This window comes from Gemmata sp. SH-PL17, from assembly GCF_001610855.1.
Classification (GTDB): Bacteria; Planctomycetota; Planctomycetia; order Gemmatales; family Gemmataceae; genus Gemmata; species Gemmata massiliana.
On record NZ_CP011271.1, the window covers coordinates 372,173 to 399,046 of the forward strand.

Below are 26,874 nucleotides of genomic sequence, written 5' to 3' on the forward strand. Positions count from 1 at the left end.
GCAGACCGGCATGTCGCTCCTTGATCCATAGAAAAGCCCACGGAAGCCGTGGGCTTTGCTTTTGTCCCTCATCGCGGTGTGCTCACATGCCACGCTCCGCCCTTCTGCCCGCCCTGTTCGTTCTGTGTGGTCTCGCCGCGCCCGCCGGTGCCCAGTTCGGGGAAGAACCGCTCGCGAAGGTCGCCAGCAAATTACCGAAAGAGTTCACTAAGCGCGGGGACGTGACGGTTCAGGTCGTACCCGCAAAGGCGAAGTGGGGCGAAACCGTCACGGTGAAAGTGACGGTCACGCCGAAGTCGCATGCCTGGACGTATCCGGCGTTCCCAACGGACCCGAAACAAAGCGCCCGTAACACCGTCGAACTCCCTTCTCCGAGCGATCTGATTTTCATCGGCGGCGTGGTGGACCCGCCGGTCAAATGGAAGGTGAAGCCGCGCGAGGGTTCGCCCGGGATGGATCAGTACACCGATCAGCCGGTTACCTGGGAGTTCAAGGCGGTCGTATCGCCGAAGGCAAAGCCCGGGGCTAAAGCGATCGTTTTGGACACCCTGGATCTTCAGGTGTGCGACGACAAGAACTGTATCCCTGCGGACGGCCGGAAGCTCCCGCCCGTCGAACTTCTGGTAGAAGAAGGTGCGTCGGACCGTGTGAACGCACAAGATCTTGCGTCTGCGTTGGACGCCCTCAAAGTGCAGAAGTTACCCACATCTGATCGCGGCCCCAACGGTTCCAAGCCCCCGCCTGCTCCCGCCGGTTCTGCTGACCCTACGTCGGCGAAGGGCGATACCCGCAAGACTGCGAAAGCGGTTGAGGCTTACACCGACGAACTGAAAACGATCGCGGCGAGTATCGTTCCTGCTGAAACGGCTACCGACGCGGGTAACGGGGGAGCGCAAACGGGGCTGTGGGCATTCGTGGCGACTGCGGCGCTGTGGGGGCTGATCTCGCTCGTGACGCCCTGTGTCTTCCCGATGATCCCGATCACGGTCAGCATCTTCCTCAAACAAGCACACGGATCGTTCGGTGAACGCCTGAAACTGGCCGGTGTGTACTGCCTCACCATTATCTCGGTTCTCGGGGTGTCCGCGTTCGCGCTCCTGAAGTTCATGGCGTGGCTCAGCACGCAACCCGTCACCAACGTGTTGCTCGCGCTGTTGTTCCTCGTGCTGGCTCTGAGCCTGTTCGGGATGTACGAAATCTCGCTGCCGAACGCGCTCCAAAAGCGGTTGCAGGCGAAGCAGTCCAAGGGGGGCGTAGTCGGCACGATCTTCGGCGCGCTGGCGTTCACGGTGATCAGTTTCACCTGTGTGGCCCCGTTCCTCGGCGGGTTCGCGGGAATCTCGGCCGGGAACGACACCGGCGGGAGCCTGATCGCGGTACCCACCGTGAAAGAGATTGCGGGCGGGTTGGCGTTTGCCACCGCGTTCGCGGCTCCGTTCTTTGTCCTCGCGCTTGTACCGGGGCTGATGAAGGCGCTGCCCCGATCCGGTGGGTGGCTCGACAGCGTGAAGGTGGTGATGGGCTTCTTGGAACTGGCCGCGGCGCTCAAGTTCCTTCGTACCGCCGAACTCGGGGTGCTCCCGACACCGCAATATTTCACCTACGACGTGGTTCTGGGCGGGTGGATCGCGATCAGCGTCGCGTGCGGGCTGTACCTGCTGAACGTCTACCGCCTGCCGCACGACGAAGAGAGCCCCAACATCGGTGTCCCGCGGTTGATCTTCGCGCTACTGTTCCTCGGGCTCGCACTGTATTTGCTCCCGGCCACGTTCAAGGGCCAGGACGGGAAACCGCAGCGCCCGGCCGGTACCGTGTACGCCTGGGTCGAATCGTTCCTCCTCCCGGAAACAAACAAGGAGGAGGGTTGGAGCACGGACCTGAAAGATACCATCGCGACGGCCCGCAAGAGCGGGCGCCCGATCTTCATGGACTTCACCGGCGAAACGTGTACGAACTGCAAGTACAACGAGCACTCGGTGTTCCCGCAACCCGCGGTGCGCGAGGAGATGCAGCGCTTCGAGAAGGTCCAGCTCTATACGGACTGGCTCCCGGCCGCGTCGTACTCGTCCGACCCGGGGTTAGCGGCTCGCAAAGCCGAGGCGCGGGTCAATCGCGACTTCCAAACTGAGGTCTTCAAGGACATCAAGCTCCCGCTCTACGCGGTGCTCATGCCGCAGGCCGACGGCAAACTAAAGCTGATCGGCACTTACGAAGAGGGCAAGATCAACGACCCGGCCCAGTTCGCGGCGTTCCTGAAAGACTCGCTGGAGAAAGCGAAGAAGTAAGGGCTGCTCCCGTGCTTGCGAACCCGTGGCCAGCGGGGTAAAACGGCGAGTGTTGGTTGTGGATTCGTTTAGCTCGTCGCTCTGCGACAGGCTGATGTTGCGTCAGCCGAGCACATTCCACCACACTCGTCGCGGGGAACGCTGTTCTAGCACCGCTATCGGCCGGGTCACCCCCGGGTTCCCGGCGGTCTGGAGCAACCCCGCGGGTCGTGGTTCCGCCGGGAACCCGGGGGTGACCCGGCCGGCGTTGCCGTGAGCGTTCCGCGCATCAGGTCGGGAAGTAGACTTACACACGACTAACGCCGAACGCCCCGAGTTTACCTCGGGGCGTTTTGCATTGAGTGGTGCCGCTTCCGTTATTCCTCTCCGCGGCGCTTCCACACGCGGAGCAGGTTCGCGAAGTCGTCGCGCCAAATAGGGCCGTCTACCAACTTAACGGGATCCCACTGGATGGGCGATTTCTTGACGTGAGTGCGGTTGAAGTTGAGAACCGGCGCGAGGTCGCTTTCCGATCGTGCGAGCAGCATCCATTGCGACTCGGTCTTGCCGTCTTCGGGCTCGCCGTCGCGCGGCACATCGTAACAGTAGCGGGTGACCAGTGACGGGCTGTGGTCGTCGGCCAATCGGCGGATGAGGGGCGGCAGGTTCAGGTGAGCGTTCGAGACGTGGAGTGCGATGATCCCGTTGGGCGCGAGCTTCGAGACGTACAGTGCAATAGCCTCGCGCGTGAGCAGGTGAACGGGGATCGCGTCGGAGCAGAAGCCGTCGAGGATGATAACGTCGAACGCGCCGTCCGGGGCACGGTTCAGGTGCCGGCGGGCGTCGCCGAGGACCACTTCGCACTTCCCGCGGCAATCCGACAGAAACCGGAAGTATTGCTTGTCGTTGGCGATGCGCACGACTGCCGGGTCGATTTCGTAAAAGGTCCACTTCTGACCGGGTTGCGCATACGACGCGACGGCTCCCGTCCCCAAACCCACCACCGCGACGTTATTCACCCGCTCCCGGGGCAGCGCGTCGAACAGGTTCCCGACCGGCCCCTTTTGGTGGTAGTACGTCATCGGGCGCGGTGGGCCGGATTCGTCCGCGCGCTGCTGCCCGTGAAGTGTGGTACCGTGAATTAACTTGATGAACTTTCCGTCGCGTGTCACGCGGATCACGCCGAAGAAGTTCCGCTCCTTGTGAAGCGTCTCGCCGAACAGTCCCGTGTCGAGGGCGCCCGCGAGCAGAATCGCTGCGAGTGCGAGGGAGTACCGGGCCGGCTTGCGGATCAGTGCGAACGCCGCGACACCCGGAATCCCGAACATCAGCCCCCCGCGGAGCAAACGCTGGGCAACGGCGTCGGACGTGTTCTGTTCCACGGGCATCTTCAAGAACTGTTGCACCGTGAGCACTAACCCGACCGAAAGTCCGAGCAGCACCAGCACCAGCACGACGTCGGCGACGCGCAGCTTCCCTTCCTGTTCGTCGTCGTGCGGGCGGACGGCCCCGGCTAGCACGAGAGCTAGCGGGTACTCCACCATTCCGAGTGACGAAAACAGGAGCGGCGCGATCAGGGCGTTAAACAACCCGCCCAAAACGCCCCCGAGCGACAGCCAGAAATAGAACGCGGTGAGGTGCTCGGCAGGCGGGCGGTCCTTGGCTAGTTCGCCGTGGCACACGAGACAGACGCCGAAGAACGCCGCCATGTGTAGCAGCACGACCAGGGCCAGTGGTTCGGCCGCGTTCAGCAAGAGCGTGAGCACGACGAACAGGAGCAGCATCGGCGTCACCCGGCCGACGACGCGGTGTACGCTGTCCGGCCACCGGGCGAACACCAGGATGAAGCTCATGAGATACAGCGCCAGCGGTACTACCCACAAGAGTGGTACTGGGGCGAGGTCGGTCGAAATGTGCGTGGTCACCCCGAGCAACAAACTCGACGGTAGCGTGGCGAGAACGACCCAGCGCCCGATTCTTCGGGCCGAAACGGGAAACACGGACGTGGGGGGAACGAGTTCCGACCCCAGATCCTGCGGCACGTCCTTTTTCAGTTCCACGTTCGAGACGCGGGTTTCACCATTTCGGATGACGGTGAGCGCGCACACCACGACCAGTGCCACGTACCCGAGTACGCCGCCCGCAAACACCCACTGTTGGTCCTGGAGCGCGAGCCGCGGTTCGATCAGGAGCGGGTACGCGAGCAACCCGAGCAGGCTGCCCGCGTTACTCGCCGCGTAGAGGAAATAGGGGTCTTTGGCCGCCGGGTGGCCGGTCGTGGCGAACCACCGTTGGAGCAGCGGCGAGGTAGTAGACAGCACAAAGAACGGCACGCCGATCGAAATCCCGACGACGACACCGAGCCGCGCGACCATCAGGAGCAACGAGTCCTGGTCGTCCGGCAGCATGGAGGGAACGACCGCGACCGGCGAACCCGTGTAAGCAATCGCCGCCTTGAACGACACAATAACTGCTGCGAGCAACAGCAGGTGAAACACCGCTTGTCGGCGGACGCCGAACTTTCCGGTGCTACGGTGCGCGTAGAGATAACCGGCGAGGAGTACGATCTGGAAGAACACCATGCAGGTGTTCCACACACCGGGTGTACCCCCGACGAGCGGTAAGAGCAGTTTGCCGACGAGCGGTTGCACGAGGAACAGCAGAGCTGCCCCCACGAACAGAGTCGTCGCGTACAGGACTGCGAGCAATCGCGACCTCCGCGAAGGGCGGTGGACCCTCGGAGCGGTGGCGGGGAGACCCGACCGGCGGCACCGGTGTTAACAGGATGCGGACCCGACCGCGCGGGGGCAAGAGGATACTTGCCGTAACCCGAAAACAGCAGCGCCCGTGCCGCGCGCGAAGCAAAATGTGATACAAAAATGAGTTCGAGACGGCGTTTTGTCGCGCCCGTGCTGACTCACAGCGTGATGATCGCGCTGCTCCAGGTCAGGCCGCCGCCGAACGCGACGAGCAGCACCGTGTCGCCGGGCTTACAGCGCCCAGTGCGGAGCGCTTCATCGAGCGCAATGGGCACGCTCGCGGCCGACGTGTTCCCGTACTTGTCCAGGTTCACCATGACCTTGTGGCGCGGGAACCCGGTTGTCTCCAGTGCCGAATCGATGATCCGCTGGTTCACCTGGTGCGGGATCAGCGCGTCGATTCCGTTTAGCCCGAGTTCGCGCAGGTCCGTTTCCGCTTGCTCGATCAGTTCCACCATCCGCGTGACCGCGAACCGGAACACCTCGCGCCCGCTCAACCGCATGTGGTCGAGGCGCTGGAGCTGCGGCGGACCGGGCGGCGGATTCGGCGTTACGCGGCTGGGCACCTGGATCAGTTCCTGGCGCGAGCCGTCGGAATAGAGCCGGATCGTGCGGACGCCCGCGTTCAGCACCGGGGTGCCGCTGAGTACCACGGCCCCGGCCCCGTCGCCGAAGAGGATGCACGAGTTGCGGTCGGTGAAATCGAGGATGCGCGAGAGCACCTCGGCCCCGATCACGAGTGCGTGCTTCGCGGCCCCGGTTCGGATGAACTGTGCCCCGACCGACAGTGCGTAGAGGAACCCCGAGCACGCGGCGGACACGTCGAAAGCCGGGATGTGCCGGCACCCGAGTCCGGCCTGAATAAGCGTAGCCGCGGAGGGCGACATCAGGTCCGGTGTCACGGTCGCACAGACGATAAGATCAATGTCTTCGGGCGTCAGCCCGGCGGACTCGATTGCCAAGCGTGCCGCGGCGGTTCCCAGTGTGGCGGACGTTTCGCCCTGGCCCGCGAACCGGCGCTCGCGGATTCCAGTTCGAGTCCGAATCCATTCGTCTGACGTGTCCAGGTTCAGAACGTCGGTGAACTCTTCGTTCGGGACGATGCGCGCGGGCAACGAGCTACCCGTCCCGCGGAGAGCTACACCGAGTAGTTGAGTCATCGCGGAACCACGGAGGGCGCGGACGGACAAAATTCCTGTTTAAGTATAGCGAATTTTGGTCAGATCGCCAGGCGCCGAAGCTCCCGCGGCAGTTGGTGACTCCCGGTACGCGCGGTATCATCAGCTTCATTGATTTCCGGAGAATAACGTGAGTGACGCGAAGCAGAATCGCACACCCGAACCCTGGTTCGCCGAGGGGCTGGCGTTCGAGTGTACCCAGTGCGGGGACTGCTGCACCGGGGCGCCCGGCTTCGTGTGGATAACAGACGAAGAACTCGCGGCGCTCGCCGAGTTTTTGGGGCAGCCAGTTGAGGAAGTGCGCGACCTGCACACTCGTAAAGCTCGCGGGCGCCGGACGATCCGCGAGAAGACCAACGGCGACTGTGTGTTCTTCGACCGCAAGAAGGGCTGCACCGTGTACCGCGTGCGCCCGGCACAGTGCCGCACGTGGCCGTTCTGGGACAGCAACCTGGCGACGCCCGAAGACTGGAAACGTACCTGCGAAGTCTGTCCCGGATCGGGGAAGGGCGAGGTGATCCCGGTCGAGGAGATTTCCCGGCGGCTGAAGGTCATCCGAATGTGAGGGGCGACCGGTCGGAGGGCCGATCGGTCGCGAATTGCTGTTACTTCTTGGAGATCGTGATCTCGATCACCGAGTCCGCGGCCACCGTGTAGCTGAGGCCGGACGTCGCGATGTCTTCGTACTTCTTCGGCACGGCTGTGTAGGTGCCGTCGCGCCCGCCCACGGTAATCGCCTTACCGTCTTTCGATGCCGGGCGCGCGAACCGGGCGTAGTTCGCGGTGCGCACGGCGGCTTTGACCTTGCCCAACGGAGCGGACGGCATCCGGTACGTGCCGTCCGGGGCGATCTCCCCGCGTGCGCTCGCTTTGCCGTCTTCGGCTTCAAAGTACACTTCACCCATCGTCAGCTTTTCGCCGTCGAGAAGGACCGAACCGGTGACGACGGTTTCTTTCGTTTCCGACTTCGACGAGCACCCGAGTGTGGCCAGTGTGACCGTTGCGATACCCAGGAATAATGAGGCTGTCCGGCGCATTCTTGAACGTCCGCTTGCGGGAGGTGGAGAGGGTGTGAAAAGCGACCGGCCCCGGCGCTCGGGAGTGCGGGGCCGGTCTCCGGGTGGGGGGTTACCAGTTGCTCAGCACGCTGCCGTCGCGCGGTAGGACGGCCTGGCTCCAGGTGAGTTGCGTGACGCTCGACGAGACCCCGCGCACGCTGCCGTCGCCGAGGCCGACCATGATTACGCCCGAGGACATGCCGTGGGCGCGGTAGTTGTCGCAGTTCGCGTTCGTCGGGGCGAACTGTGGGACCGGGAACTGGCGCTGATCGACCGGCACGCCCGTGCTGACCGGGATGCGGGCGAAGGTCGGCCAGTACCGGTCGTCGGCCGGGTGCCCCCATGCGGTGCCGAACGTGTTCGAGTTGTTCGGCGTCCCGGACGGGCCACACGCTTTCCGCTTCTCGGCGACGAAGATGGTGTTCGAGGTGCCGTCGGAGATGCTCGTCAGCGTGCTCTTGCCGGCCGTGTTCTGCCAGTCCCACGGGTCATTGGCGTTCTGGCCCGGGCGCCCGAACACCTGGAAGTTACAGGCGTAACTGCACAGGGCCACGTCCACGCCGCCCGCGCTCTTCGCCGGATCCCACATCCAGTCCGCGTTGAACCCGCGGACGAAGATGCCGTCCCCGCCGCTCGGGTCGTTCGGGGCCGTCAGGATCTTGATCGGGAAACTCATCGCCGCCTTGCCGGTGGCACCGACCTGGCCCAAACCGGAGCCGCCCCAGTTCGAGATGCCCGCGGAGATCGCGCCCTGCTCGTAGTACGGGAGCAGGGAGAAGTAGAACGTCGCGTCGCTGCTGGAGTACGTGAAGTTCGTCGGGTTGCTCCACCAGAACGACACGACCGGCGGCAGGTAGTTCGTGGTGTCGTGCCCGTTGTGGCACGCGAGGAGCGTCTGTTTGATGTTGTTCTGGCTCTGTGCCCGGGCCGCGGCCTCGCGCACTTTCTGGACCGCCGGGAGCAACAACCCGATGAGGATCGCAATAATGGCGATTACCACCAGCAATTCAATGAGTGTGAACCCGCGCGAGCGGGGGGCACGAGAGAGGGAGAGAGGCATGACCGACTCCGAACGAAAAATGAGAAAAACACACGAAGTAGGGGCGAACATAAAACAAACGGGGACTTCATCATGAGCGAAGTGTAAATTTCCGTCAAGGCTTTTCGTTAAATCGGCGCGGCCGCTTGAAGTATCGGCTCCCGGTTGTGGTGTGCGTTCATAAATGTGCCCACGCTATCAGCGGCGCCTCCGTGTGACAATGACCCACGTTCCCGCTCCGGATTTTGACCCACGACTGGAACTGCTCTGATGACTGACGAGGTGCGGAAGGAAGTGCTCGCGGTGTACGCGGACGCGGACGCGGGCGTTGCTCAGGCCCGGCCGCGGTGCGATGCGTCTGGGCAGTGCTGTCGGTTCACCGAGTACGGGCACACGCTCTTCATTAGTGCGTTCGAGGCGGAGATCCTGCTCGCGCACGCGCCCCACTACGAACAGCCCGTTTCACGCGACGGGTGCCCGTTCCAGGTTGGGGGGCTTTGCACCATGCGTGAGGCGCGCCCGCTCGGGTGCCGGATCTACTTCTGCGATCCGGGGTACGAGGCGCGCATGACGGAGATCACGGAAGAGGCCCTCACGAAGCTGAAGCGGATCGCCGACGCGCACGACACGGGCTGGCACTACGCGCCCCTCCACCACTTCTTGAACGCCCCGCGCGAGGCGGGGCCAAACGATCGGGCAGGCGATAGCATGACACCGCCCGTGACACGGGTGCCGCTGCCCGTCGTCAATCACTCCGGGGGCTGACGCCTCCGGGTCGCCAGGAGGTCCGCATGTCCCGCTTCCTCGCTGCTTTAGCGCTCACTTTCGTGCCCGCGCTCTCGCTGAGTGCGGCCGATTGGCCGCAGTTCCTCGGGCTGAATCGTGACAACAGTACGACCGAACCGGTCGCGCCGTGGGAGGGCACCCTCAAGCCCGTGTGGACGAAGCCGGTCGGCGAGGCGCACAGCTCGCCCGTTGTTGCCGGCGGGGTCGTGTACGCCTTCTATCAGCCGAAGGGCAAGAACGCCGACGCGCTGGCCGCGTTCGATGCGAAGACCGGTGACCTGAAGTGGGAGAAGAGCTACGATCGCCCGGAGTTCAAGCCGCTGTTCGGGAACGGGCCGCGCGGCACACCGTCGGTGAGTGGTGATAAGGTCTTCACTTACGGCGGGACCGGCGTCCTCGCGTCCTGGGACGCGAAAACTGGCGAAACCGATTGGAAGGTGGACGCGCTCAAGGAGTTCAACGCGAAGAACCTGTTCTTCGGCACCTCTGCGTCGCCGCTCGTCGCCGGGGATAAAGTGGTTGCGCTGGTGGGCGGGAAGGGAGCCGGGATCGTCGCGCTCGACGCGAAGACCGGCAAGACCGCGTGGAAAGCGACCGACGACCCGTCGAGCTACGCCTCGCCGACCATTATCAACGAGCAAATCGTCGCGCTGACCGGTTCGCACGTCCGCGGGGTGGGGTTGGACGGCAAACCGCTCTGGGAAGTTCCGTTCAAGGACAAACTGAACGAGTCCTCCACCACGCCGCTTTCCGCCGGCGGACTGATCTTCGCCAGTTCCGTGACGGCCGGGAGCATCACGGTCAAGGTAGCCGACAATAAGGCCGAGAAAGTGTGGGAGAACAAGGCGCTCACCTGTTACTTCTCGACTCCGGTTGTGGTCGGCGAGTACCTTTACATGGTGAACGGCATGGCCTCGCTGACGAACGCGAGCATCACCCTGCGGTGCGTCGAACTGAAGACGGGCAAGGTCGCGTGGGAGAAGAAGAACGTCGGCAAGTACCACGCGGCGATCCTGCGGTGCGGCCCGGCGGGGAAGGAAACGCTCCTCATGCTCGACGACAACGGGTTCCTGTCGCTGTTCGAGGCGAACTCGAAAGAGTTCAAGGAGCTCGCGCGCTCGAAAGTGTGCGGCACCACGTGGGCGCACCCGGCTCTCGTGGACGGTAAACTGTACCTCCGCGACGAGAAGGAACTGTTCTGCTTCGACCTGAACGGGAAGAAGTGACTTCATAAGGCGGGCCGGGTTCGGCCGGTCCGCCAAGGCGTCAAGGCCGCGGACCAAAACTCCGCTCCATACGTTCCAGGTGCCCCGTGATTTACGGCCTGATACTCGCGGCGGTTCTGGTGCTGGTCGGCTCGGCCATGATCGCCCGCCAGCGCAAAGCACTTCGCGCGTTGGCGGACGAACCCTTTCTCCCCGACGAGGACCGCGCGTACCGGCGCGGACAGGCCCGGCGCCGGGTGGCCACGTCCGGGTTGCTCGTCCTTCTCGGCGTGTTAATCGCGAACTATTACGTGTCCGGTATGGACGCGCGGATGGACGCGATCCCCGAGCGCAAGGTCGGGGGCGCGCCCGATACCGAACCCGACCCGCGCACGGACGAGGACCGCCAGTTCACGCGGATCGTCGGCTTTTACTGGATCGGCGTGATGGGGTTGGTGTTCGTCGCCGTGTGCCTCGCGACGGTCGATTTCTGGGCCACGCGGAAATACTGGATGGCGCGCTACAAGGAACTGAAGGCCGATCACGAGGTGAAGTTGCAGCGCGATTTGGCCGTGTACCGGCAGCAGAAGTTGAACGCCCGCGCCCCCGGGCTGAAGCCCCCCTCCGTGGCCGACGACACCTCGATCGACGAACCGCCGGTGTGACCCCGCCTCTACACCCACAACCAAAGAAAAAGGGTGAGCCGAAGCTCACCCTGTCCGAAGCGTACCCACTGTTCCGCGAACTTACGCAGGCGGGGCAGCCGGAGTCGCCGCGGGCGCCGGTTCCGGAGTCGCCACGGGCGCCGGGGCCGGAGCTTTCTTGGGGGCGGGTTTCTTCTTGGTGACCTTGCTCGCGGCCGGAGCAGCCTTCTTGGGAGCGGCCTTCTTCACGGTGGCCGTCTTGGGAGCGGCTTTCTTGGCGGCCGCCTTCGGGGCTACCTTCTTAACGGCGGCCGTCTTCGGTGCGGCCTTCTTCACTGCTTTGGGTGCGGGCTTCTTAGCAACGGCCTTCGGTGCGGGCTTCTTAGCAGCGGCCTTCTTCACGGCCGGTTTCTTCGCCGGGGCCTTTGCTGGTGCCTTTGCCATGATGCGGACTCCTTGAGCTTGGGGGGAATAAGGGCGGCTCGACCGTGACCGCGAATCGAACCGGTGTCGCACTCATCGACCGCGACAAGATCGGCGGGCAGCGAATCAAGCCGAGTTGCGGGACATCTTGTGCTTACCCGCCGCGCCAACCGGCGCCGCCACACTCACTGTGTTAAATCTGGCACACGACGCGAACCGCGCAACTGGCGCAGGCGCGGAATTTCGCCCAACTGCTGAACACGGCCGGTATGTTCGGCCGATCTAGACCAAGTTCACCCAAAAACGGGTGAAATCGGGATCGAGCGGCACGCCGGGTCACGGATTCGACACTCGATTTCTCCGAGTTGGAACTCCCGCGGGCGAGGTTGTCATGGGGTGGAAGTCGATCGCGTGGGCGGGGCTACTCGTCCCAGCGCTCGCCGGGTGCGGAGCGCTTCGTCACGTCGCGAACCGGGTGTCGGACGACCCCGCGCCGAGCCGGACGCGCCTCGGGATCGAGCGCGAACAGCGGCGCGACGCGCGTGCCGCGTGGCTGGCTGTTGGTGCCCGCCACTCCGATCGCGTCTTCAGCAACGAGTTCCGCGACGGGTTCCTGGACGGGTACACGGCGTACCTCGATCGCGGCGCGGGCGCGCAGCCACCGGTCGTATCACCGGCCAGTCTCGTGCGCAGTAGGACCGCCGGTCCCGGTGAAGACAACGTCTTGATCCGCGACTACTACCTCGGCTTCCAGTACGGCGGTGAGGTCGCGGGCGTGAACATCGTCCAGCCGGCCTCCGCGATTACCGTGCCCGCTGAACCGGTTCGCCCGGCGCCGATCACGCCGTCCGTTCCCTATGTCCCGCCAGCCTGGTCGAACCCGAAGCCGGGGCCGGCTTCACAACCGCATCCGGTGTCGAGCGGCACGGGCAAGTTCGACACACTCGATTCCGGGGCGGTCGAAGCCCCGACGCAAGCGCCTCCGCCGTTGCCGAAGCCCGAAGTGCCGGTCATCAAGCCGTTCAGCCCGTCCGTGCCCGACGCGAAACTCGCTCCGCTCCCGGTGCCCTCGGCTTCCGACCTACTGCCGGTGCCGACCCTGCCGGCCCCGCGCACCGAACCGCTGCCCGTGCCCGCACTGCCGGGCACACTGACCCCGCCGGCGCCGGCACCGGGTGACCTTCCTCCGCTTCCGATCCCGGGCGCGCCCAAGTCGTCCATTATCAGTGAGGTGCCGGTGATCCCGTTCCAGTTCCCGCCGTCAACGACGGCGCCCGCGGTGGTGATTGGCTCACCGAAGTAACGTTTTCGGCGCCGAGGTATCGGCACGGCCGTTGCTCTCTATCGGTTGAAAAGTGCGTTAGGTGCCGTCTCACATCGGGTACACTCCCGTGCTAGGGGACGGACACTCGCCACCGAAGGAGACAAACATGAGCACTGCCACCAAGAAGGGCGACTCGGGCACGACCTTCTCCACGCGAAACGATCTCGCGGCCGAAACCCGGACGAAGTCCATTTCGCTGCTGAACCAGCACCTCGCGGACACGTTCGACCTGATGTCGCAAACCAAGTTCGCGCACTGGAACGTGAAGGGGCCGGACTTCATCGCGCTACACAAGCTGTTCGACGAACTCGCGGAAGGGCTGGAAGAACACATCGACGAGATCGCGGAACGCGCAACGGCCCTGGGTGGGGTCGCGCTGGGTACCACGCGACAGGCCGCGTCGTCGAGCCGCGTGCCGGAGTTCCCGTCCGGTACGCACAAGGGGCTGGACGTCGTCGCGGCGCTGGCCGAGCGGTTCGCGGCGCTCGGCAAAACGACCCGCGAAGCGATCGACACCGCGGACGAACTGGGTGACAAGGGAACGTCCGACCTGTTCACGCAAGTGTCACGCGACCTCGACCAGTCGCTGTACTTCCTCGAATCGCACTTGCAGGGCTAAGGCAAGATGAAATCCGCCGCGGATGAATGCAGAAAACGCGGATCAGAGCAGAGATCAGAAGACAGAGAACAGCGATTAGTACAAGCCCCGTTAGGGGCGAAAGCGAGTAGCCAGGGGTGAAGCGAGGCCCCGCGAGCACAACCCCTGGCGGGTGGCTTCACCCCTGGCTACTCGCTTTCGCCCCTAACGGGGCTTAAAGCCAATTCCGCGCCTGTTCTCTGTTTTAATCCGCGTTTTCTGCGTTCATCCGCGGCGGCTTTGCTCTTTGCGACTCACACCAAGCGCCAAACCACGCCCACAACTCCGAATAACAGCACCAGTCCGAAGCAACCCTTGTTAATGACTTTCGGGGGAGCGGCCAGCGCACGCAGTTCGGCCTCGGCCTCGTCGCAGGCGCGGATGTAGCCGTCGCGGTCATCGATGTGCTTGTAGTCCGACTCGTGGACGATCTTGTTCCGCACGGTCGCGACGAACCGGATCTTCCGCACCAGGGGTTGCGGGAGCCGGTTCTGCACGCTCGTCACCTTATCGTGCAAGCCCTTACCGGTCGCATTGAAGGCTTGCTCCAGAAGCGCTTCCAGCGCTTTGGTCCGCGTGATGGCCAGTTCGATGTCACTCATGGGCTATTTCTTACCCAAAAGGCGATCAACGACCCAGCATTCACCGGCCCGAATCTGCTGGGGCTTTCACACGGTCACTGGGTTCGGTAACGAGGCGAGGGCCGGCAGTTTACACGTGTGTGGGTGGAGGGTTATCATCCGCTTTCGCCCGCTCGTTCACTCCCAGGGGGCGCCAATGCCACGGTTCAGCTTCAAACTCGTCCTCGCGCTAATTGCTCTCGGAACTGTCGCTGAGGGCGCGCGAGCGATTTATATGCGGGTCGAAACCGATAAAGTCCCGGTCGGGCGCCTCGCGAAAAATCTCGAAGAGGTCGTCAAGAAGAACCCGAAGGACGCGAACGCGATCCTGAACTTGGCCCGCGTTCATGCGATGGCCTATTCGCTGCGTTCCGAGGACGTGCCGGTCGACAAGAAGGCGCCCGATTCCATTTGGTTCGGGTACGAATCGCCCTTTGTACCGTTTCGCTCGGTTGTGAAGGTCGACGACAAGGAGAAGCTCAAGGCCGCTCAGGAGCATTTGAAGACCGCCATCAAGCTCTACGAGGACGCGATCAAACTGGCTCCGGACGACCTGCGTGCGAAGCTCGGGCACGCATGGCTGCTCTCGCAGACCGACAAGAAAGACGACGCGATCAAGGCGCTGCGCGCGGTGATCGACGAGGGGTGGAAGAAAGACAAGGATTTGAAGGCGCTCGGCCTCGGCGGGCACACGATCACGGCCGAAGGTGCCGGTTACCTGATCCCACTCCTCGACAAAGAGAAGGACAAGGACGAGATCGCGACTCTGACCGAGCGCATGAACACGCTGAAGAAACTCCCGCGCCCGGTTACGCCGATCGCCGTGCCCTTAAAAGACGGACTCACTGCGGCCGACCTCGAAGACCGTAACGTGAGCGTCGCGTTCGATGCGGATGGCACCGGCCTTCAGAAGAAGTGGACGTGGATCAACGCAAACGCGGCGTGGCTCGTTCACGACCCGAAACGCAGCGGGAAGGTCACTTCCGCACTCCAGATGTTCGGCGGCGTCACGTTCTGGCTGTTCTGGGATACGGGCTACGACGCGCTCGCTTCTCTCGACGACAACGGTGACGGAGTTATTGCCGGCAAGGAACTGGATGGTTTGTCACTGTGGCACGACGCGAACGGCAACGGCTTGTGCGACCCGGGCGAAGTGAAGCCGCTATCCGAACACGGCATCGTGTCGCTGTCGTGCAAGTTCACCCGCGACCAAAAGCACCCGGACCGGATCGCGTACTCGAAACTGGGTGTTACGTTCAAGGACGGCACTACACGCCCAACGTTCGACTTGGTGCTTCACCCCGCAAAGAAGTGAAGGTAGTTCGTCGCTCGGTGCGGCGCGGTGGGTATCGCCTCGCGCCGGGTACGGTTTTGCTTCGAGTTCGGGGTACCGACGAACTGCACTTGCTGCGAGCAGTTTGGTCACTCGGGGAGATCGAATGCGTGCTGAAACCGTTGAAGGTTATCGAGGATGCCTCGTTTCTGCACGAGCGACATCATTCGGTCGCGCAGCGGGGTGGGGCACTTCGCACGGTCGGCTGCGCGCGACTGCTCGAAAGACCAATCACTCAAAAGACGTGCCGCGCCCAGTAACTCGGTTTCTGTGGCACTTTCTGTCCCAATGGCACGAAGCAGGGAATCAATGGGGTACTCCATTAACAGCCGTCGGGCCGCAGACTCGTAGGACGGAAATCCGCTCCACGGCCCGGCTCCGGAGCCAAGCCAGTGGTACAAAGCCCGAATGCGAGAGCGCGCGTCTGGAACTCCGGTGGTCAATAAAGATCGCGCCGTACTGATATCATCGCCGTATTGCCCGAACCCGTCCGGCCACAGCGCACGCAGGCACTCCGGCATTGCTTGACGCCACTGTTCGATTTGCTGTTGGCGCTCGATCTCGCGCTGCTCATCTTGTTCACGTTGCTGCTGTGCGTCGGGAATGCCGTGCTCGACGAGCCAGTTTTCCAATCGCCGGCGATCGGCTAACCGCGCGTCGTGCTTCCAAATATTCGGCCAGCGGATCGCCATCCAGTAGAGGAGCGAGAGAGTCGAGAGGTGTTCGTCCCCCGCCCACAACTCCAATTGGTGGTCCTCGATCGACAGCAGGTGCCCGAACGAGTCGGGATCTTCAACAATACGCAGCGCCTCACGAAGTGAGGCGAGCCTCGCCGGATCGGAAATGTCGAGGCGCAACACATCGAACTGAAAGATGCGATTCTCGTCGACGCGCGAGGCAAACAATTTGATTCGCGTCGTGCGGGAGAGGACCGAGTCGAGCGCTGCTTGTGTCGGATCGGGCGCGACTGAAGCCAAATAGTCGGCCGTCGCCCGATCCATAGCGCCCGTAACGCGTCCCTGCGCGTCGACCATTGGAATAAACAGTTCGTCAGATTCCTCGGCCATTTCGTGCTCCGAATTAGGTCACGTCCTTGCAACGACGGCTCTAGCGCTACACACGGGCCATATTGGAGCCGAGAGGCGGAGAGGTTGGCTTGCCGCCGGAATGTAGGGGTTATAGTATCACAGTTCGCGGTGGTCGGTGCCCTGTCGCCCCGACCCCGAACACTGAACACCGAACACCGAACACGACAATGTCCATCGATAAGAGCCTGAAGCGCAAAGCCGGCATGTCTCGTCAACGGTGCGTCCTCACCCGCGCCGAACGCATCGCGAAGATGCTGGAGAACGGCAAGTTCGGGACCGACAGCAGCCCCTATGGGCTGCCGAAGACCCGCGTTCAAAAGGTCGCGCTGAAGAAGAAGGTCAAGAAGGAAGCGGCCGAAGGCGATGCGGCTCCCGCGGCCGGCAAGGGCGGGAAGAAGTAGTTGCGGTTCTCGGGGTGTCGGTTCCAGTAAGGTATTGAGGGGATTCGTCCCTCGGATGCCGCGAACTGTTACCGATACCCTTGAACCATGCCACTCGCGTACATTGCTCTCGGTTCCAACCTCGGCGACCGCTGGGGCACGCTCTCGGCCGCGGTTCAGCGCCTTCGGGCCGAACCGGGTTTGCGCGTGGTCACGCGGTCCGGGTTCTACGAAACGGCCCCGGTCGATTGTCCGCCCGGGGCCGGCGAATTTCTGAACGCGGTCGTCGGCGTTGAGACGGACCGCTCCCCTCACGATCTGCTCCAGTTCCTGCACCAAGTCGAACACCAATTCGGGCGCATTCGCACGGAAACTAACGCCCCGCGCACGCTCGATCTCGATCTCGTCCTGTACGACGACGCGGTTATCAACACCCCGGAACTGCTCGTCCCGCACCCGCGGGCACACGATCGCGCGTTCGTGCTCGTACCGCTGGCTGAGATCGCTCCCGACGTCGTTCACCCGGTACTAAAGAAGACGATCCGAGAACTCGCGGCCGCGCTCGCACGTGACGACGTGCGTGTGCTATCCGCACCGGGCCGACCGCCCGCGCGCGAACTATCCGGACTGCGAGCGCTCGTCACCGGGTCCACATCAGGCATCGGCCGGGCCATTGCGACCGCGTTCGCGGAGCACGGTGCCGATGTGGTGCTTCACGGGCGCGGGTTTATTCCGCCGCTCGGTGCCGCGAGCGAAGACGAAATGACCGCGTTCGGGATCGGTACAGAGGCAATTTTGCGCTCGTACCGCGATCGAGGCGTTCGTGCTGTGGGTATTGGGGAAGACCTGAGCGTGTCGGGCGCCGCGAAACGTCTCGCGGCTCGCGCGTGGGACGCCTTTGACGGCCTCGATATCCTCGTATGCAACGCCGGCGCGGACACGCTGACCGGCGCGGCGGCGAAATGGTCCTTCGACGAGAAACTGGACGCGCTACTCGCCATCGATCTTAAAGCGACGATGCACCTATCACGCGACATCGGCACGCGCATGAAAGAGCGCGGGCGCGGGTGCATCATCACCATCGGTTGGGATCAGGCCGAAACGGGCATGGAAGGCGATAGTGGTCAACTGTTCGCGGCCGTGAAGGGAGCGGTGACGTGCTTCACTCGCAGCCTCGCACTCTCGCTGGCGCCGGAAGTTCGTGTGAACTGCATTGCGCCGGGTTGGATTCGCACCGCGTGGGGGGAGACGGCTTCTCCGGTGTGGCAGAGTCGCGTGCGAGATGAGACGCCGTTGGAAGTGTGGGGGTTGCCCGAAGATATCGCTACTACGGCACGGTGGTTGGCAAGCCCAGCGGCCGCGTTCGTCACCGGTCAAACGATCCGCGTCAACGGCGGGGCGGTACGGGCGTGAAGTGGGTGCTGTCCTGACCGATTCCAATTGTTCGTGAGATTGCCCACGATCGACGGCTCGGTTCTTCCGTCCGTTGATCGTGGGGCCTGGATTCCGTTCTTTTTAGGGAGGGGAAACGGGAGCGGGGGCTTTAGAACCATCACCCGGACCCTGTTTCGGCGCGGGACCGGCACCCGCGCCCATGGGCTTCGGGGTGTTCGGGTCAATCGGCTTCAGGTTTTTGTTCGGATCGTCGTCCTTGCCGCAACCCGCGGCAAGGACGACGAACGCGGCCAAAAGCACCGGGAATGTGAAACGCTTCATATCGCCTCCGTGAGAACTAAAATAAAGAGCCGACCGGGAGCAGTGCCCGGTCGGATTTTTGACAGCCGTTTCGGTCAGTTGATCGCGTCGGTCGGAGTATCCCCGTCGCGGCTCCCGGCGTAGCGCTGGAGGGCGTCCCACGATGTGTTCGTGCGGTTGGCGATTTCGGCCGCCGAGGTCGGCAGCGCGTTCCCGGAGCGGAGACTGCGAACGGACCCGTCACAGAAAACCGCGTTGATGATGCCGGTGTGGAAACTGCTGGCCGAGTAGAAGCCCGGCCGGCTGGTCGCCGACCAGTACAGCGGCATCCCGGTCGCGCTCATCCACGCGGTGCTCCAGGTCCGTGCACCGAGCGGGCCACTGGAGGCCCCGGAGTTCGCGAAGTCGCCGGTGTACTCGAAGAACGCGATCGTGTTCGAGGAACCGTCGGTGATGCCGATGATCGTCGTGCGGTTTTCGTAGGTGAACGGGCCGGCGTGGGCCGCGTAGAACGGTTGAGAGAGGCTGGCCGTGTTGGTGACGTTGTATTGGCCGAGCGTACCCGCGTTGGGCATGTAGTTCGTCAGCCCCGGCAGCCCGCCCGCGTTAATAAGAGAGGACGAAGTGTAGCCGCCCCCGCTCCCCGCACCGGACTGCGTGGCGCCGCCCGACGAGCTGATGTTCCCTTGACCGATGTTGGTCGCGATGGCGCCAGAAGCCTCGTACAGCGACGGGTCGGACGGGCACTCGAACATCTTGACCCGGTTGCGGCTCACGGAGAACGTTGACGGCCAGAAGGCCACGAGCCAGTCGCCACCGTCGATCGGACTGGTCGTCACACTGGACGGGACCAGATTGTAGATCCGGGGGTCGAGTTGCTTGTAGATGTTCTCCTGCTCCACATACGGGAGCAACTGAACCAGCGGCCCGACGAGCGTCCAGCGGTTCTTGCTGTACGGGATGACCCCGTTCGCGCTCTCGAAATTGTGTACGGCCAGACCGATCTGCTTCATATTGTTCTGGCACTTCATGCGAGCCGCGGCTTCGCGGACCTTCTGCACGGCCGGGAGCAACAAACCGATGAGGATCGCGATAATGGCGATCACCACCAACAGCTCGATCAGCGTGAAGGCGCTGCGGCTGCGATTCGGACGGGTACCGGGCATCATTGAGTCTCCGAGTTGGAACGCGCATCGTAGCCGAAAGAGAATAAGCAGAAATAGCTTTCGGCGTACCTAAACGGGCTCCCGATTACGCCGGCTGTACCGGCGAACGAAAAAAGAGCAAAAAGACCGGGAGGGTGGGGCGGAGGAGAGAGAGAGTTGATGGCAGATACATGTGGCTTGCAAAGCCACAAAGCGAGTCATCAACAGTTAAAACATTCTCCGCGGTAACCGATACTATTTTCGTCCAATTTCGCTGCACGTCAATCGCATTTTTCACCAATTTCACATCTCCGGCCCGTGTTTCAGATGAGGCGATAACTATTAGATCGTATAGTGTTGAAGTGATAGATGGCGCAGATTGCTCAGGAACCGAGCGCATAGCACACGTTATTTGTATAATCGCCCATTTATTGCGCATTGAGATGTGGCGCGAATAATGCTAACTAGGTCGCACGCATAAATCCACGAACAGCTAAAACTGTTCAGTTCGACGAGTCGTAAGCCATCGGTCGATTCGCACACATCGAGCATGAAGACATCGTCTGGTCGCCATCCGACCGTTTCAAACATTGCATTGGCAAAAGTGAGCACTTCGTTCGGGCAGCCCGCGGCAACGGATCTGGTGCCGCCTTCCGCGTACCGATTCGCGGCGATCACCTCGTTGTGCGCAACAACCAACCGCCATTCAGCTCCGAGTTCGCGCGGCCCCGCGACCACGATCTTCGTTTCGGGATCGTACCGCGTCGGGGCGGGTGCGGTCTCGAAGTCGTCTTCCGCGATCAGTCGCCCGACGAACAGCTTGTGAACACTCGTGGGCCGCGCGAACACGTACCCGTTGCGGCCGAACGTATGAAACAGTCTCTCCTTCTCGCGAATCGCGCCCGCACCCGTAATGATTTCGTGCCGTTGATTGAGCAGAAAATCGGCGAAGTGCGGGTAGTATGCCGTGCAATCGAGGTTCTCCGGCGAGCACCACCCGCCGGGCGTCCAGCCGAGCCGGAGTATCGCGTGCCGGACGGTGGGGTACGTGCCGTAGGTGATCGCACACGAACCGGGCGGCAGCGGGGGCGGTCCCTTCACGATCTCGCGGTACGTGACGAACCGGCATTCCATCCCCTGGCGCCTCACCTCGGCCGCAAACGGCTCGATCTCGGAACCGTACACGCCGGACTCGATGAGCCAAACGGGAAGAGTCACGTGGGAGGGTGCTCTTGTGCTTGGGCTTCTTCTGCGACATTGGGGGGAGGAGCGAGGTGTTCAAGAAAACGCTTCAGCCGCTGGTACGCCTCGATTGGCTGGACGCTTGCCAATTGTTCATCCTCTTTGAGGGGTCGGCGGCCGTGGGCAACCCAATTGCGGTAGCGCCTGACTTGGTTGACCGTTTCGATGAGGTAGTGGCTGACTTGCGACTTGAACGGTTCTAGTACACGGAAGAAACTGCCCTCGGTGATTGCTTGAAGCACGTCTTCGCCGGCGCTACGTAGTGCCGGATGTAAGAGTTTGTCGACTTCGGGACGTACTTGCATTTCAACCAGATCGCGTACATTTGCTTCAAAAACTGAGAACAGGAGGAGCACCGCGAGATCATCAAGTTCGTTCGTGACTAACTGTGCGTCCTTTTCCATCTGGTTGGCGGCGACTTGCCGCAGAACGCTGTCTCTTGCAACTTGCTCTACCCAATCGTGTTCTTGATCCCACGGGAAGCCGTCCCAAAATTTCGCTAAGTGCGTGAGCCGCTTCGCCCTTTCTGCCACGGCACGGTACCACGCCCAAGCTTCATCCAGAGTTTTCATCGCAGCAGGCTCGCGAGGGCCGCTTCAAAGCGGTCCGCATTGAGTGGCTCTACTGCGTTGATTCCAGTGCTGAGTGGGCTGGAGCGATCGAAAATGTACCAGAGCCCGCCGGGGAGCTGATACAAATTGTGGGTCGCGAAACCGCGTGAGCGAATTTCTACCAATCCGTGCGCCCGAACCGGTTGTTCGTTTGGGGGCTGAATGGTGGCGATCACGTAACGTGCTCGTGGAACGATTTCCACGGACGTTTTCCCGAGTGTGATTCGGCGCATCGGCGCCTTATACTCTCCGAGCGCGGGATCGTTAGCGACGAGTTCGTCGGACAAAATTTCAAGCAAATTGTCTGGGTCACTCGCTTTCAGCCAAGAATCGATCTGGGCAAATAAGCTGTTCAATAATTCTAGCCACTCGTTTAGTGCTTGCTGACGCTTGGTCTTTTCATTGCGGTATCTATCGGCCTCCGTTTGCAACAGATCTCTGAGCTTGCCCATCGTTTTGCCCTCCTGTATTCAGCTATTCTACTTCCCCTCGCGGGCGTTAAATTCCAGCTTCCAGCGGTTCTTGCCGTCGCGCGATTGTAGCCACAGTTCCAGTTGCCCCACCGCCGTTACCTTGCTGTGCAAGTGGACCGGCACGACCTGACCGCCGGCCGCTGCGCCTTTTGCTTCAAGAGTGGTCTTCACAGGGGACAGTTCGTCGATCTGCCCCTCCCACTCTTCGACCACCACGCCCGCGCCGTCGTCGCGCCGGACCGTTGAGCCGAGGAACCGGAACTCCGCCTCCGTACCCACGCGGACGCCGACTTCATAGCTCGGGATGTCGGCTTCGGTGCCCTCTTCCATGCCGAACGGCGCGACGCAGATCGCCTTGATCGGCGGCGCGAACCCCGGTACCGCGGGCATGTTCGTTTCCACGCCGATGTAGTACGCACGGGCCGTTCCCCCGCGGATGCGCACGCCCTTTCCGCGCTTCACCAGGCCGTAGTAGGCCGCCCCGCGTGCGACCGCGAGGTCGAGGTCCGCGCCGGGGAGATCACGAGTCGGGTCGGCCTTGGCGGATTTGGCCCAACTGCCCAGAACGTTCAGCATCCGCGTGCGGAGCACGTCGCCTTTGAATACGCCACCGTTGAAGAGAATCGCCCCGGGAATGCTGGCCGCGTCCGAAGTGGCTTTCTTCTTTTTGCTGGCTGCAGTCGTCGATTCACGGTTCGCGAGCGCTTCTGCCTGACGCGCCAGGAACGACGCGAGGTGTCGGGTGATGCCCGCATCTGCAACGTAGGGCAGACCAAGTTCCTGAAGACCCGAGCTGCGCCCCAAACCGGGTGTTGCGTCGCGCGGACAGTCCGGGAAGAAACCGTCGACGAGCACTTTCTCGACGTCGGCCCGAGTGAGTTCGTGCTTGATCGTGCCGCCGACGATCGACCGGCCCTTGCCCAGTACCGTTACCGGCGCGCTCTGGAGCTTGGGGCGCGCGAAAAGCTCTTCCTTCGCGTTGCGGCAGGCGTAAGTGAGTTGCACCATCTGGCCCGCGTCGAGCTTCGTGCCCTTCGCGGCCAGCGTTTGGGCCGCGTGGTGGGCGAGCGTGAGGTCCATGTTGTCGCCGCCGAGCAACAGGTGGTCGCCGACCGCGAGGCGCGTGAGGGCCAGGTTGCCGTCCTCTTCGCCGACTTCGATGAGCGTGAAGTCGGTCGTTCCGCCGCCCACGTCCGCGACCAGCACCAGTTCGCCGACGGATACCTGTTTGCGCCACTCGTCGCCGGTACGGTCGAGCCACGCATAGAACGCCGCTTGCGGCTCCTCCAAGAGCGTGAGGTGCTCGAAGCCCGCGGCGCGCGCAGCTTCGACGGTCAGTTCGCGTGCGCCGGCATCAAACGAAGCCGGTACGGTCAGCACGATGTCCTGGGCTTCGAGCCGGTTCGCTGCGACTTCCTTTGCGATGACGTGGTTCCACGCTTCCGCGATGTGCTTCAGGTAGCGCGTGGTGGCGTCGACCGGCGACACCTTTCGGGCGCCGGTATCCGGGGCGCGGTGCGGAAGGATTTGAGCTTTGCGGTCCACACCCGGGTGACACAACCACGACTTCGCGGACGCGACCAACCGCGTCGGTACTTGCGACCCGAACGCGCGGGCGAACTCGCCGACGCAGTAATCGCGCTTGGCGTCCCAGGGGAGCTTCATCGCGCCGGCCGGTTGCTCCCCGTCGCCGGGCAGGTACAGGAACGACGGCAGCAGTGGCCGGTCCTCGACCGAACCTTGCGCCACAACTTGCGGAATGGGAAACGGGGTGACCTTCGCGTCCTTGCCCGCGCCGGTGTCTACGTAGGCCAGCGCGCTGTTGGTGGTTCCCAGGTCGATACCGACGACAAAGCGCGAAGACATTGCGTGTCCCCAGTGTGGAGGGTTCGGTGTTTAGGACCGGGTGTTCGGCGGTGGGGCTTGTGTCCGTCGGTCGCAGGCTCTGTTCGGGCCGTGACGAAGCGCTGGGAGAGGCGCCCGGCGCTCCGCGCCAGAACGAGAGGAACACGAAACACGCACCATCAAATACCAATCACTACCTCGACATTCTACCGTTCCGGCGGAACCGAATGGCCGTTCGGTGGTTCCAAACGTAGCTTTGCGTGCAACGCACCACCCGCACTACCGGACCTTGAACACCACATGAGTAGCGCACCCGCTCCGGTTAGTGCCCCGATCCCGTTGCCGGTCGGCCGGCTCGTCGGTGTCGGGGCGATCATCTTTTTCGCGAACGCCGCCCTCCTCGTGCTCCAGTTGGTCGCGGGGCGGCTGCTCTCGCCGTACATCGGTTCGAGCTTGGAAACGTGGACGTCCATTATCGGCGTGTTCCTCGCGGGTATCGCACTGGGGAACGCCTTCGGCGGCCGGCTCGCGGACCGCTACCCGTCCCCGAAGACCCTCGCCATACTCCTGGGTGTCGGTGTGGTCGCGGCGCTGTGGATGCTCCTGTTCCCGCAATTGCTCGCGTCGAACGGGGCTTACAAGTCGATCCCGCTCGGACCGCGCATTCCGGTACTGGCTGCGATCTTGTGCCTGCCCGCGGGCTTCGTGCTCAGCCTCCTCACGCCGCTCGCGATCAAGCTCGGGCTGCCGGACGTGGCCCACACCGGGCGCGTCGCGGGGCTGATCTTCGCGCTCAGTACGCTCGGTTGCTTGGTGGGGAACTACGTTACCGGCTTCTATTTGATTCCCACGTTCACCGTGAACGCGCTGGTCCTGTTCTCAGCCGGGGCACTAGTTGTGTTGGCGATGGTGGCGCTGGTTGTGGTGAAGCCGTCCCCATCGGCTCCGGACGCAGCCACGAACGGTGGGCGGACGGAAGCGACTGATGCGTCCGCTGGCCTCAACCCGCACGCCTTCTCCGACATCCGCCGGGCGTACCTGATCGTCTTCCTCGCGAGTTTCTGCGGGATGACGCTCGAACTGACCGCGTCGCGGGTGCTCGCGCAGTACCTCGGCGTGTCGCTGTTCACCTGGACCGGGATCATCGGCGTGATGCTGGCCGGCACAGCGCTGGGGAACTTCACCGGTGGGCAGTTCGCGGACCGGCCAAAGAACACGCTGGCGTGGTTAGCCGGCGCGGTCACGTTCCTGGGCACCATTGCGGTCGCGGGCGTGGTGGCACTGGTGGCTGCTTACGACCAGGACCAACCCGTGGTCGAACATGTTCTGGGCATCCCGGCCCAAAACTGGGCGAAGTACGCGCCCCTCTCGTATGAGGCGTTCGAGGAACGCGGTGACGAGATCCGGGTGTTTATTCGGGGGGAGGTGCCCGAACTGCTTCCGAAGCTGCGGATCCAGCTACTCGCGGGCGTGGGCATTGGGGTGATACTGGGTGCCCTGTTGGGGTACTTCGTGTTCGGCTCGCTGAAGCGGGGTTCCGCGCCGGACCCGCGCTCCGTTCTCGCGGCGACGCTGTGCGCCGGCGGCGCGGCTACGGTCTTCCTCTTCGTGACGATGGCCCTGATCTCGCGCTACCACCTGTTCGAGTTGTGGGATCCGGTCGTTCAGGTTTTGGTTTGGACGTTTAGCATGTTCTTCCTGCCCATGTTCGCGCTGGGCATGGTGTCCCCGCAGGTGATCCGGCTCGCAGTGCCCGACGTGTCACAGGCCGGCGCGGTCGCGGGGCGCGTGTACGCCTGGAGCACGGTCGGGGCGATCGTCGGCACGTTCGCCGCGGGGTACGTGCTCCTGTCCGCCGCCGGTATGAACCGGACGCTGCTCGCGGCCTCCTTCGTCGTAACGGTTACCAGCCTGATTGTCGCGAAGGTGTGGAACAACAATTCCTTGCTCTACCTGTTCAGTATCGTCCTCGGCGGGATCGTCGGCGGGTTCATCCTGACCGCGCGCACCAACCGCGACACCGGGATCATGGTGGAGTCGAATTATTACACGATTAAGGTGACCCGCGAGAGCCCGTTCAACACGCGGTTGAAGCTCACCTTGGACCACCTGGTTCACTCCAGCGTCGACCCCTACGACCCCGGGTACCTGTACTACCACCACGAGCACACGCAGATGGAGTTCCTGCGGCTCGCGCGCACCCAAACGGCCGAGCCGAAGGCGCTGGTCATCGGCGGCGGCGGGTACACGTTCCCGCGGTACGCGCTGGAGATGATGCCCGAGGCGCACGTGGACGTGGTGGAGATCGACCCGAAGGTGACGCAGGTCGCTCGCGACCACCTCGGGTTGCGGGACTACCCGGGGCTTCAGGCGATTCACATGGACGGGCGCCAGTTCGTTTCGGAGAAGGCGGCGCCCGGTTCATACGATCTGGTCATTCAGGACGCGGTGAACGACCTCTCGGTCCCGGCCCACCTGATGACGAAGGAGTACAACGACGCGGTGAAAGTGTCGCTGAAGCCCGGCGGCGCGTACCTGCTCACCATCATCGACTCGATCGCCTACGGCAAACTGTGGAAGGCGGCGATGGCGACCCTGACCAAAACGTTCCCGGCGGAGAACATCGTGTTGCTCACCGCCGAGAGGCCCGCGCCGGCCGGGACCGCCGCGGGCGATTCGTGGGACCAAACGCGACGGGTGCTGGTGATTTACGCTTCCGATAAGCCCTTAGACCTCGACAAGCTTCACGGTGCGGTGGTCGATCAGTTGTCCCCGGGGTTCGCGGCCGGGCTCGCCGTTGGGACGGCCGGTGGCGCCGATATTCGAGCCGCGTTGCCGATCACACTTTCGGCAACACCTTTGGCACGCGACGGCGTCCGGATCTACACGGCCGAGGTGCCGGCCGCGCGCCTCAAACCGTACACTGACCGCGAACCGGGCGTCATCCTCACCGACCAGTTCTGCCCCATCGACAACTTGATGGCTGAAGTCTTCCGCCAGCGCTACAAGTAGCCGGGTGATAGAGCAGTAAAAGCGCCGCGGATAATGCGGATCACGCAGATCAGACAAGAAGAATGGGTTGAAACCCTTCTTGTTTGATCTGCGTGATCCGTGTCATCCGCGGC

Annotated in this window: 24 protein-coding genes; 11 read left to right on the forward strand and 13 right to left on the reverse strand. The window is 63.2% G+C overall.

Going from position 1 to position 26,874, the window contains the following annotated elements:
* Positions 1–86: 86 nt before the first annotated feature.
* Positions 87–2,285 carry a protein-disulfide reductase DsbD family protein gene (locus tag VT84_RS01430; RefSeq protein ID WP_082838232.1) on the forward strand — a complete coding sequence of 733 codons (2,199 nt, stop codon included), beginning with the start codon at positions 87–89 and terminating at the stop codon, positions 2,283–2,285.
* Between the two features lie 356 nt (positions 2,286–2,641).
* Here the strand turns inward: VT84_RS01430 and VT84_RS01435 are convergent, their stop codons facing one another.
* Positions 2,642–4,972 carry a spermidine synthase gene (locus tag VT84_RS01435; protein ID WP_052560974.1) on the reverse strand — a complete coding sequence of 777 codons (2,331 nt, stop codon included), beginning with the start codon at positions 4,970–4,972 and terminating at the stop codon, positions 2,642–2,644.
* Between the two features lie 209 nt (positions 4,973–5,181).
* The gene (locus VT84_RS01440; protein ID WP_052560975.1) at positions 5,182–6,183 is read right to left on the reverse strand and encodes a beta-ketoacyl-ACP synthase III; all 1,002 of its coding nucleotides are present in this window, start codon (positions 6,181–6,183) and stop codon (positions 5,182–5,184) included.
* A 148-nt stretch (positions 6,184–6,331) separates the two neighbouring features.
* Here VT84_RS01440 and VT84_RS01445 point away from each other — a divergent pair, with 148 nt between their 5' ends.
* Entirely contained in the window at positions 6,332–6,766 is a 435-nt protein-coding gene (locus tag VT84_RS01445) for a YkgJ family cysteine cluster protein (protein WP_082838233.1), read from the forward strand.
* A gap of 40 nt (positions 6,767–6,806) precedes the next feature.
* Here the strand turns inward: VT84_RS01445 and VT84_RS01450 are convergent, their stop codons facing one another.
* Entirely contained in the window at positions 6,807–7,238 is a 432-nt protein-coding gene (locus VT84_RS01450; RefSeq protein WP_082838234.1) for a hypothetical protein, read from the reverse strand.
* Positions 7,239–7,329: 91 nt separating this feature from the next.
* Positions 7,330–8,319 carry a DUF1559 domain-containing protein gene (locus tag VT84_RS01455; RefSeq protein WP_052560978.1) on the reverse strand — a complete coding sequence of 330 codons (990 nt, stop codon included), beginning with the start codon at positions 8,317–8,319 and terminating at the stop codon, positions 7,330–7,332.
* Between the two features lie 249 nt (positions 8,320–8,568).
* Between VT84_RS01455 and VT84_RS01460 the strand changes: the two genes are divergently transcribed.
* The 3 genes from VT84_RS01460 (at position 8,569) to VT84_RS01470 (ending at position 10,954) form a co-directional block, all read left to right on the forward strand.
* Positions 8,569–9,063, forward strand: a complete 495-nt coding sequence (locus tag VT84_RS01460; RefSeq protein ID WP_052560979.1) for a hypothetical protein — start codon at positions 8,569–8,571, stop codon at positions 9,061–9,063.
* A 26-nt stretch (positions 9,064–9,089) separates the two neighbouring features.
* Positions 9,090–10,310, forward strand: a complete 1,221-nt coding sequence (locus VT84_RS01465) for a PQQ-binding-like beta-propeller repeat protein (protein WP_052560980.1) — start codon at positions 9,090–9,092, stop codon at positions 10,308–10,310.
* An 86-nt stretch (positions 10,311–10,396) separates the two neighbouring features.
* Positions 10,397–10,954 carry a hypothetical protein gene (locus VT84_RS01470; protein ID WP_052560981.1) on the forward strand — a complete coding sequence of 186 codons (558 nt, stop codon included), beginning with the start codon at positions 10,397–10,399 and terminating at the stop codon, positions 10,952–10,954.
* 81 nt (positions 10,955–11,035) lie between these two features.
* On the opposite strand, the gene VT84_RS01475 is transcribed toward VT84_RS01470, so the two are convergent.
* On the reverse strand, positions 11,036–11,377 hold the full coding sequence (locus tag VT84_RS01475) for a hypothetical protein (RefSeq protein WP_082838236.1): 342 nt from the start codon (positions 11,375–11,377) through the stop codon (positions 11,036–11,038).
* 370 nt (positions 11,378–11,747) lie between these two features.
* Here VT84_RS01475 and VT84_RS01480 point away from each other — a divergent pair, with 370 nt between their 5' ends.
* Together VT84_RS01480 and dps are read left to right on the forward strand one after the other, a co-directional pair.
* Positions 11,748–12,659 carry a hypothetical protein gene (locus VT84_RS01480; RefSeq protein ID WP_082838237.1) on the forward strand — a complete coding sequence of 304 codons (912 nt, stop codon included), beginning with the start codon at positions 11,748–11,750 and terminating at the stop codon, positions 12,657–12,659.
* Positions 12,660–12,786: 127 nt separating this feature from the next.
* Positions 12,787–13,299, forward strand: a complete 513-nt coding sequence (dps, locus tag VT84_RS01485) for a DNA starvation/stationary phase protection protein Dps (protein WP_082838238.1) — start codon at positions 12,787–12,789, stop codon at positions 13,297–13,299.
* Positions 13,300–13,571: 272 nt separating this feature from the next.
* Here the strand turns inward: dps and VT84_RS01490 are convergent, their stop codons facing one another.
* Complete coding sequence (locus VT84_RS01490; RefSeq protein ID WP_157469087.1) at positions 13,572–13,919, reverse strand: hypothetical protein; 348 nt, start codon at positions 13,917–13,919, stop codon at positions 13,572–13,574.
* 175 nt (positions 13,920–14,094) lie between these two features.
* On the opposite strand from VT84_RS01490, the gene VT84_RS01495 reads away from it, so the two are divergent.
* Positions 14,095–15,252 (forward strand): tetratricopeptide repeat protein, encoded by a 1,158-nt coding sequence (locus VT84_RS01495; RefSeq protein WP_162271555.1) that lies wholly within the window; start codon positions 14,095–14,097, stop codon positions 15,250–15,252.
* Between the two features lie 107 nt (positions 15,253–15,359).
* Here VT84_RS01495 and VT84_RS01500 read toward each other — a convergent pair whose 3' ends face one another.
* On the reverse strand, positions 15,360–16,337 hold the full coding sequence (locus tag VT84_RS01500; RefSeq protein WP_082838241.1) for a hypothetical protein: 978 nt from the start codon (positions 16,335–16,337) through the stop codon (positions 15,360–15,362).
* A 188-nt stretch (positions 16,338–16,525) separates the two neighbouring features.
* Between VT84_RS01500 and VT84_RS01505 the strand changes: the two genes are divergently transcribed.
* Positions 16,526–16,759, forward strand: coding sequence for a small basic protein (locus VT84_RS01505; protein ID WP_082838242.1), 234 nt, complete (start codon positions 16,526–16,528; stop codon positions 16,757–16,759).
* Positions 16,760–16,846: 87 nt separating this feature from the next.
* Entirely contained in the window at positions 16,847–18,151 is a 1,305-nt protein-coding gene (gene folK / locus VT84_RS01510) for a 2-amino-4-hydroxy-6-hydroxymethyldihydropteridine diphosphokinase (RefSeq protein WP_082838243.1), read from the forward strand.
* A 102-nt stretch (positions 18,152–18,253) separates the two neighbouring features.
* Here folK and VT84_RS01515 read toward each other — a convergent pair whose 3' ends face one another.
* From VT84_RS01515 to VT84_RS01540, 6 genes are all read right to left on the reverse strand, one after another.
* Positions 18,254–18,454, reverse strand: coding sequence for a hypothetical protein (locus tag VT84_RS01515; RefSeq protein WP_082838244.1), 201 nt, complete (start codon positions 18,452–18,454; stop codon positions 18,254–18,256).
* A gap of 74 nt (positions 18,455–18,528) precedes the next feature.
* Positions 18,529–19,602, reverse strand: coding sequence for a DUF1559 domain-containing protein (locus tag VT84_RS01520; protein ID WP_082838245.1), 1,074 nt, complete (start codon positions 19,600–19,602; stop codon positions 18,529–18,531).
* A gap of 384 nt (positions 19,603–19,986) precedes the next feature.
* Positions 19,987–20,796 (reverse strand): ATP-grasp domain-containing protein, encoded by an 810-nt coding sequence (locus tag VT84_RS01525; RefSeq protein WP_082838246.1) that lies wholly within the window; start codon positions 20,794–20,796, stop codon positions 19,987–19,989.
* Positions 20,793–21,392, reverse strand: coding sequence for a hypothetical protein (locus tag VT84_RS01530; RefSeq protein WP_082838247.1), 600 nt, complete (start codon positions 21,390–21,392; stop codon positions 20,793–20,795). Before VT84_RS01530 ends, VT84_RS01525 begins: the two co-directional genes overlap by 4 nt.
* The gene (locus tag VT84_RS01535; RefSeq protein ID WP_082838248.1) at positions 21,389–21,883 is read right to left on the reverse strand and encodes a hypothetical protein; all 495 of its coding nucleotides are present in this window, start codon (positions 21,881–21,883) and stop codon (positions 21,389–21,391) included. The genes VT84_RS01530 and VT84_RS01535 overlap by 4 nt, the downstream gene beginning before the upstream one ends.
* A gap of 27 nt (positions 21,884–21,910) precedes the next feature.
* Complete coding sequence (locus tag VT84_RS01540; protein ID WP_082838249.1) at positions 21,911–23,770, reverse strand: Hsp70 family protein; 1,860 nt, start codon at positions 23,768–23,770, stop codon at positions 21,911–21,913.
* A 279-nt stretch (positions 23,771–24,049) separates the two neighbouring features.
* Between VT84_RS01540 and VT84_RS01545 the strand changes: the two genes are divergently transcribed.
* The gene (locus VT84_RS01545) at positions 24,050–26,761 is read left to right on the forward strand and encodes a fused MFS/spermidine synthase (RefSeq protein ID WP_082838250.1); all 2,712 of its coding nucleotides are present in this window, start codon (positions 24,050–24,052) and stop codon (positions 26,759–26,761) included.
* The last annotated feature ends 113 nt before the right edge of the window (positions 26,762–26,874 follow it).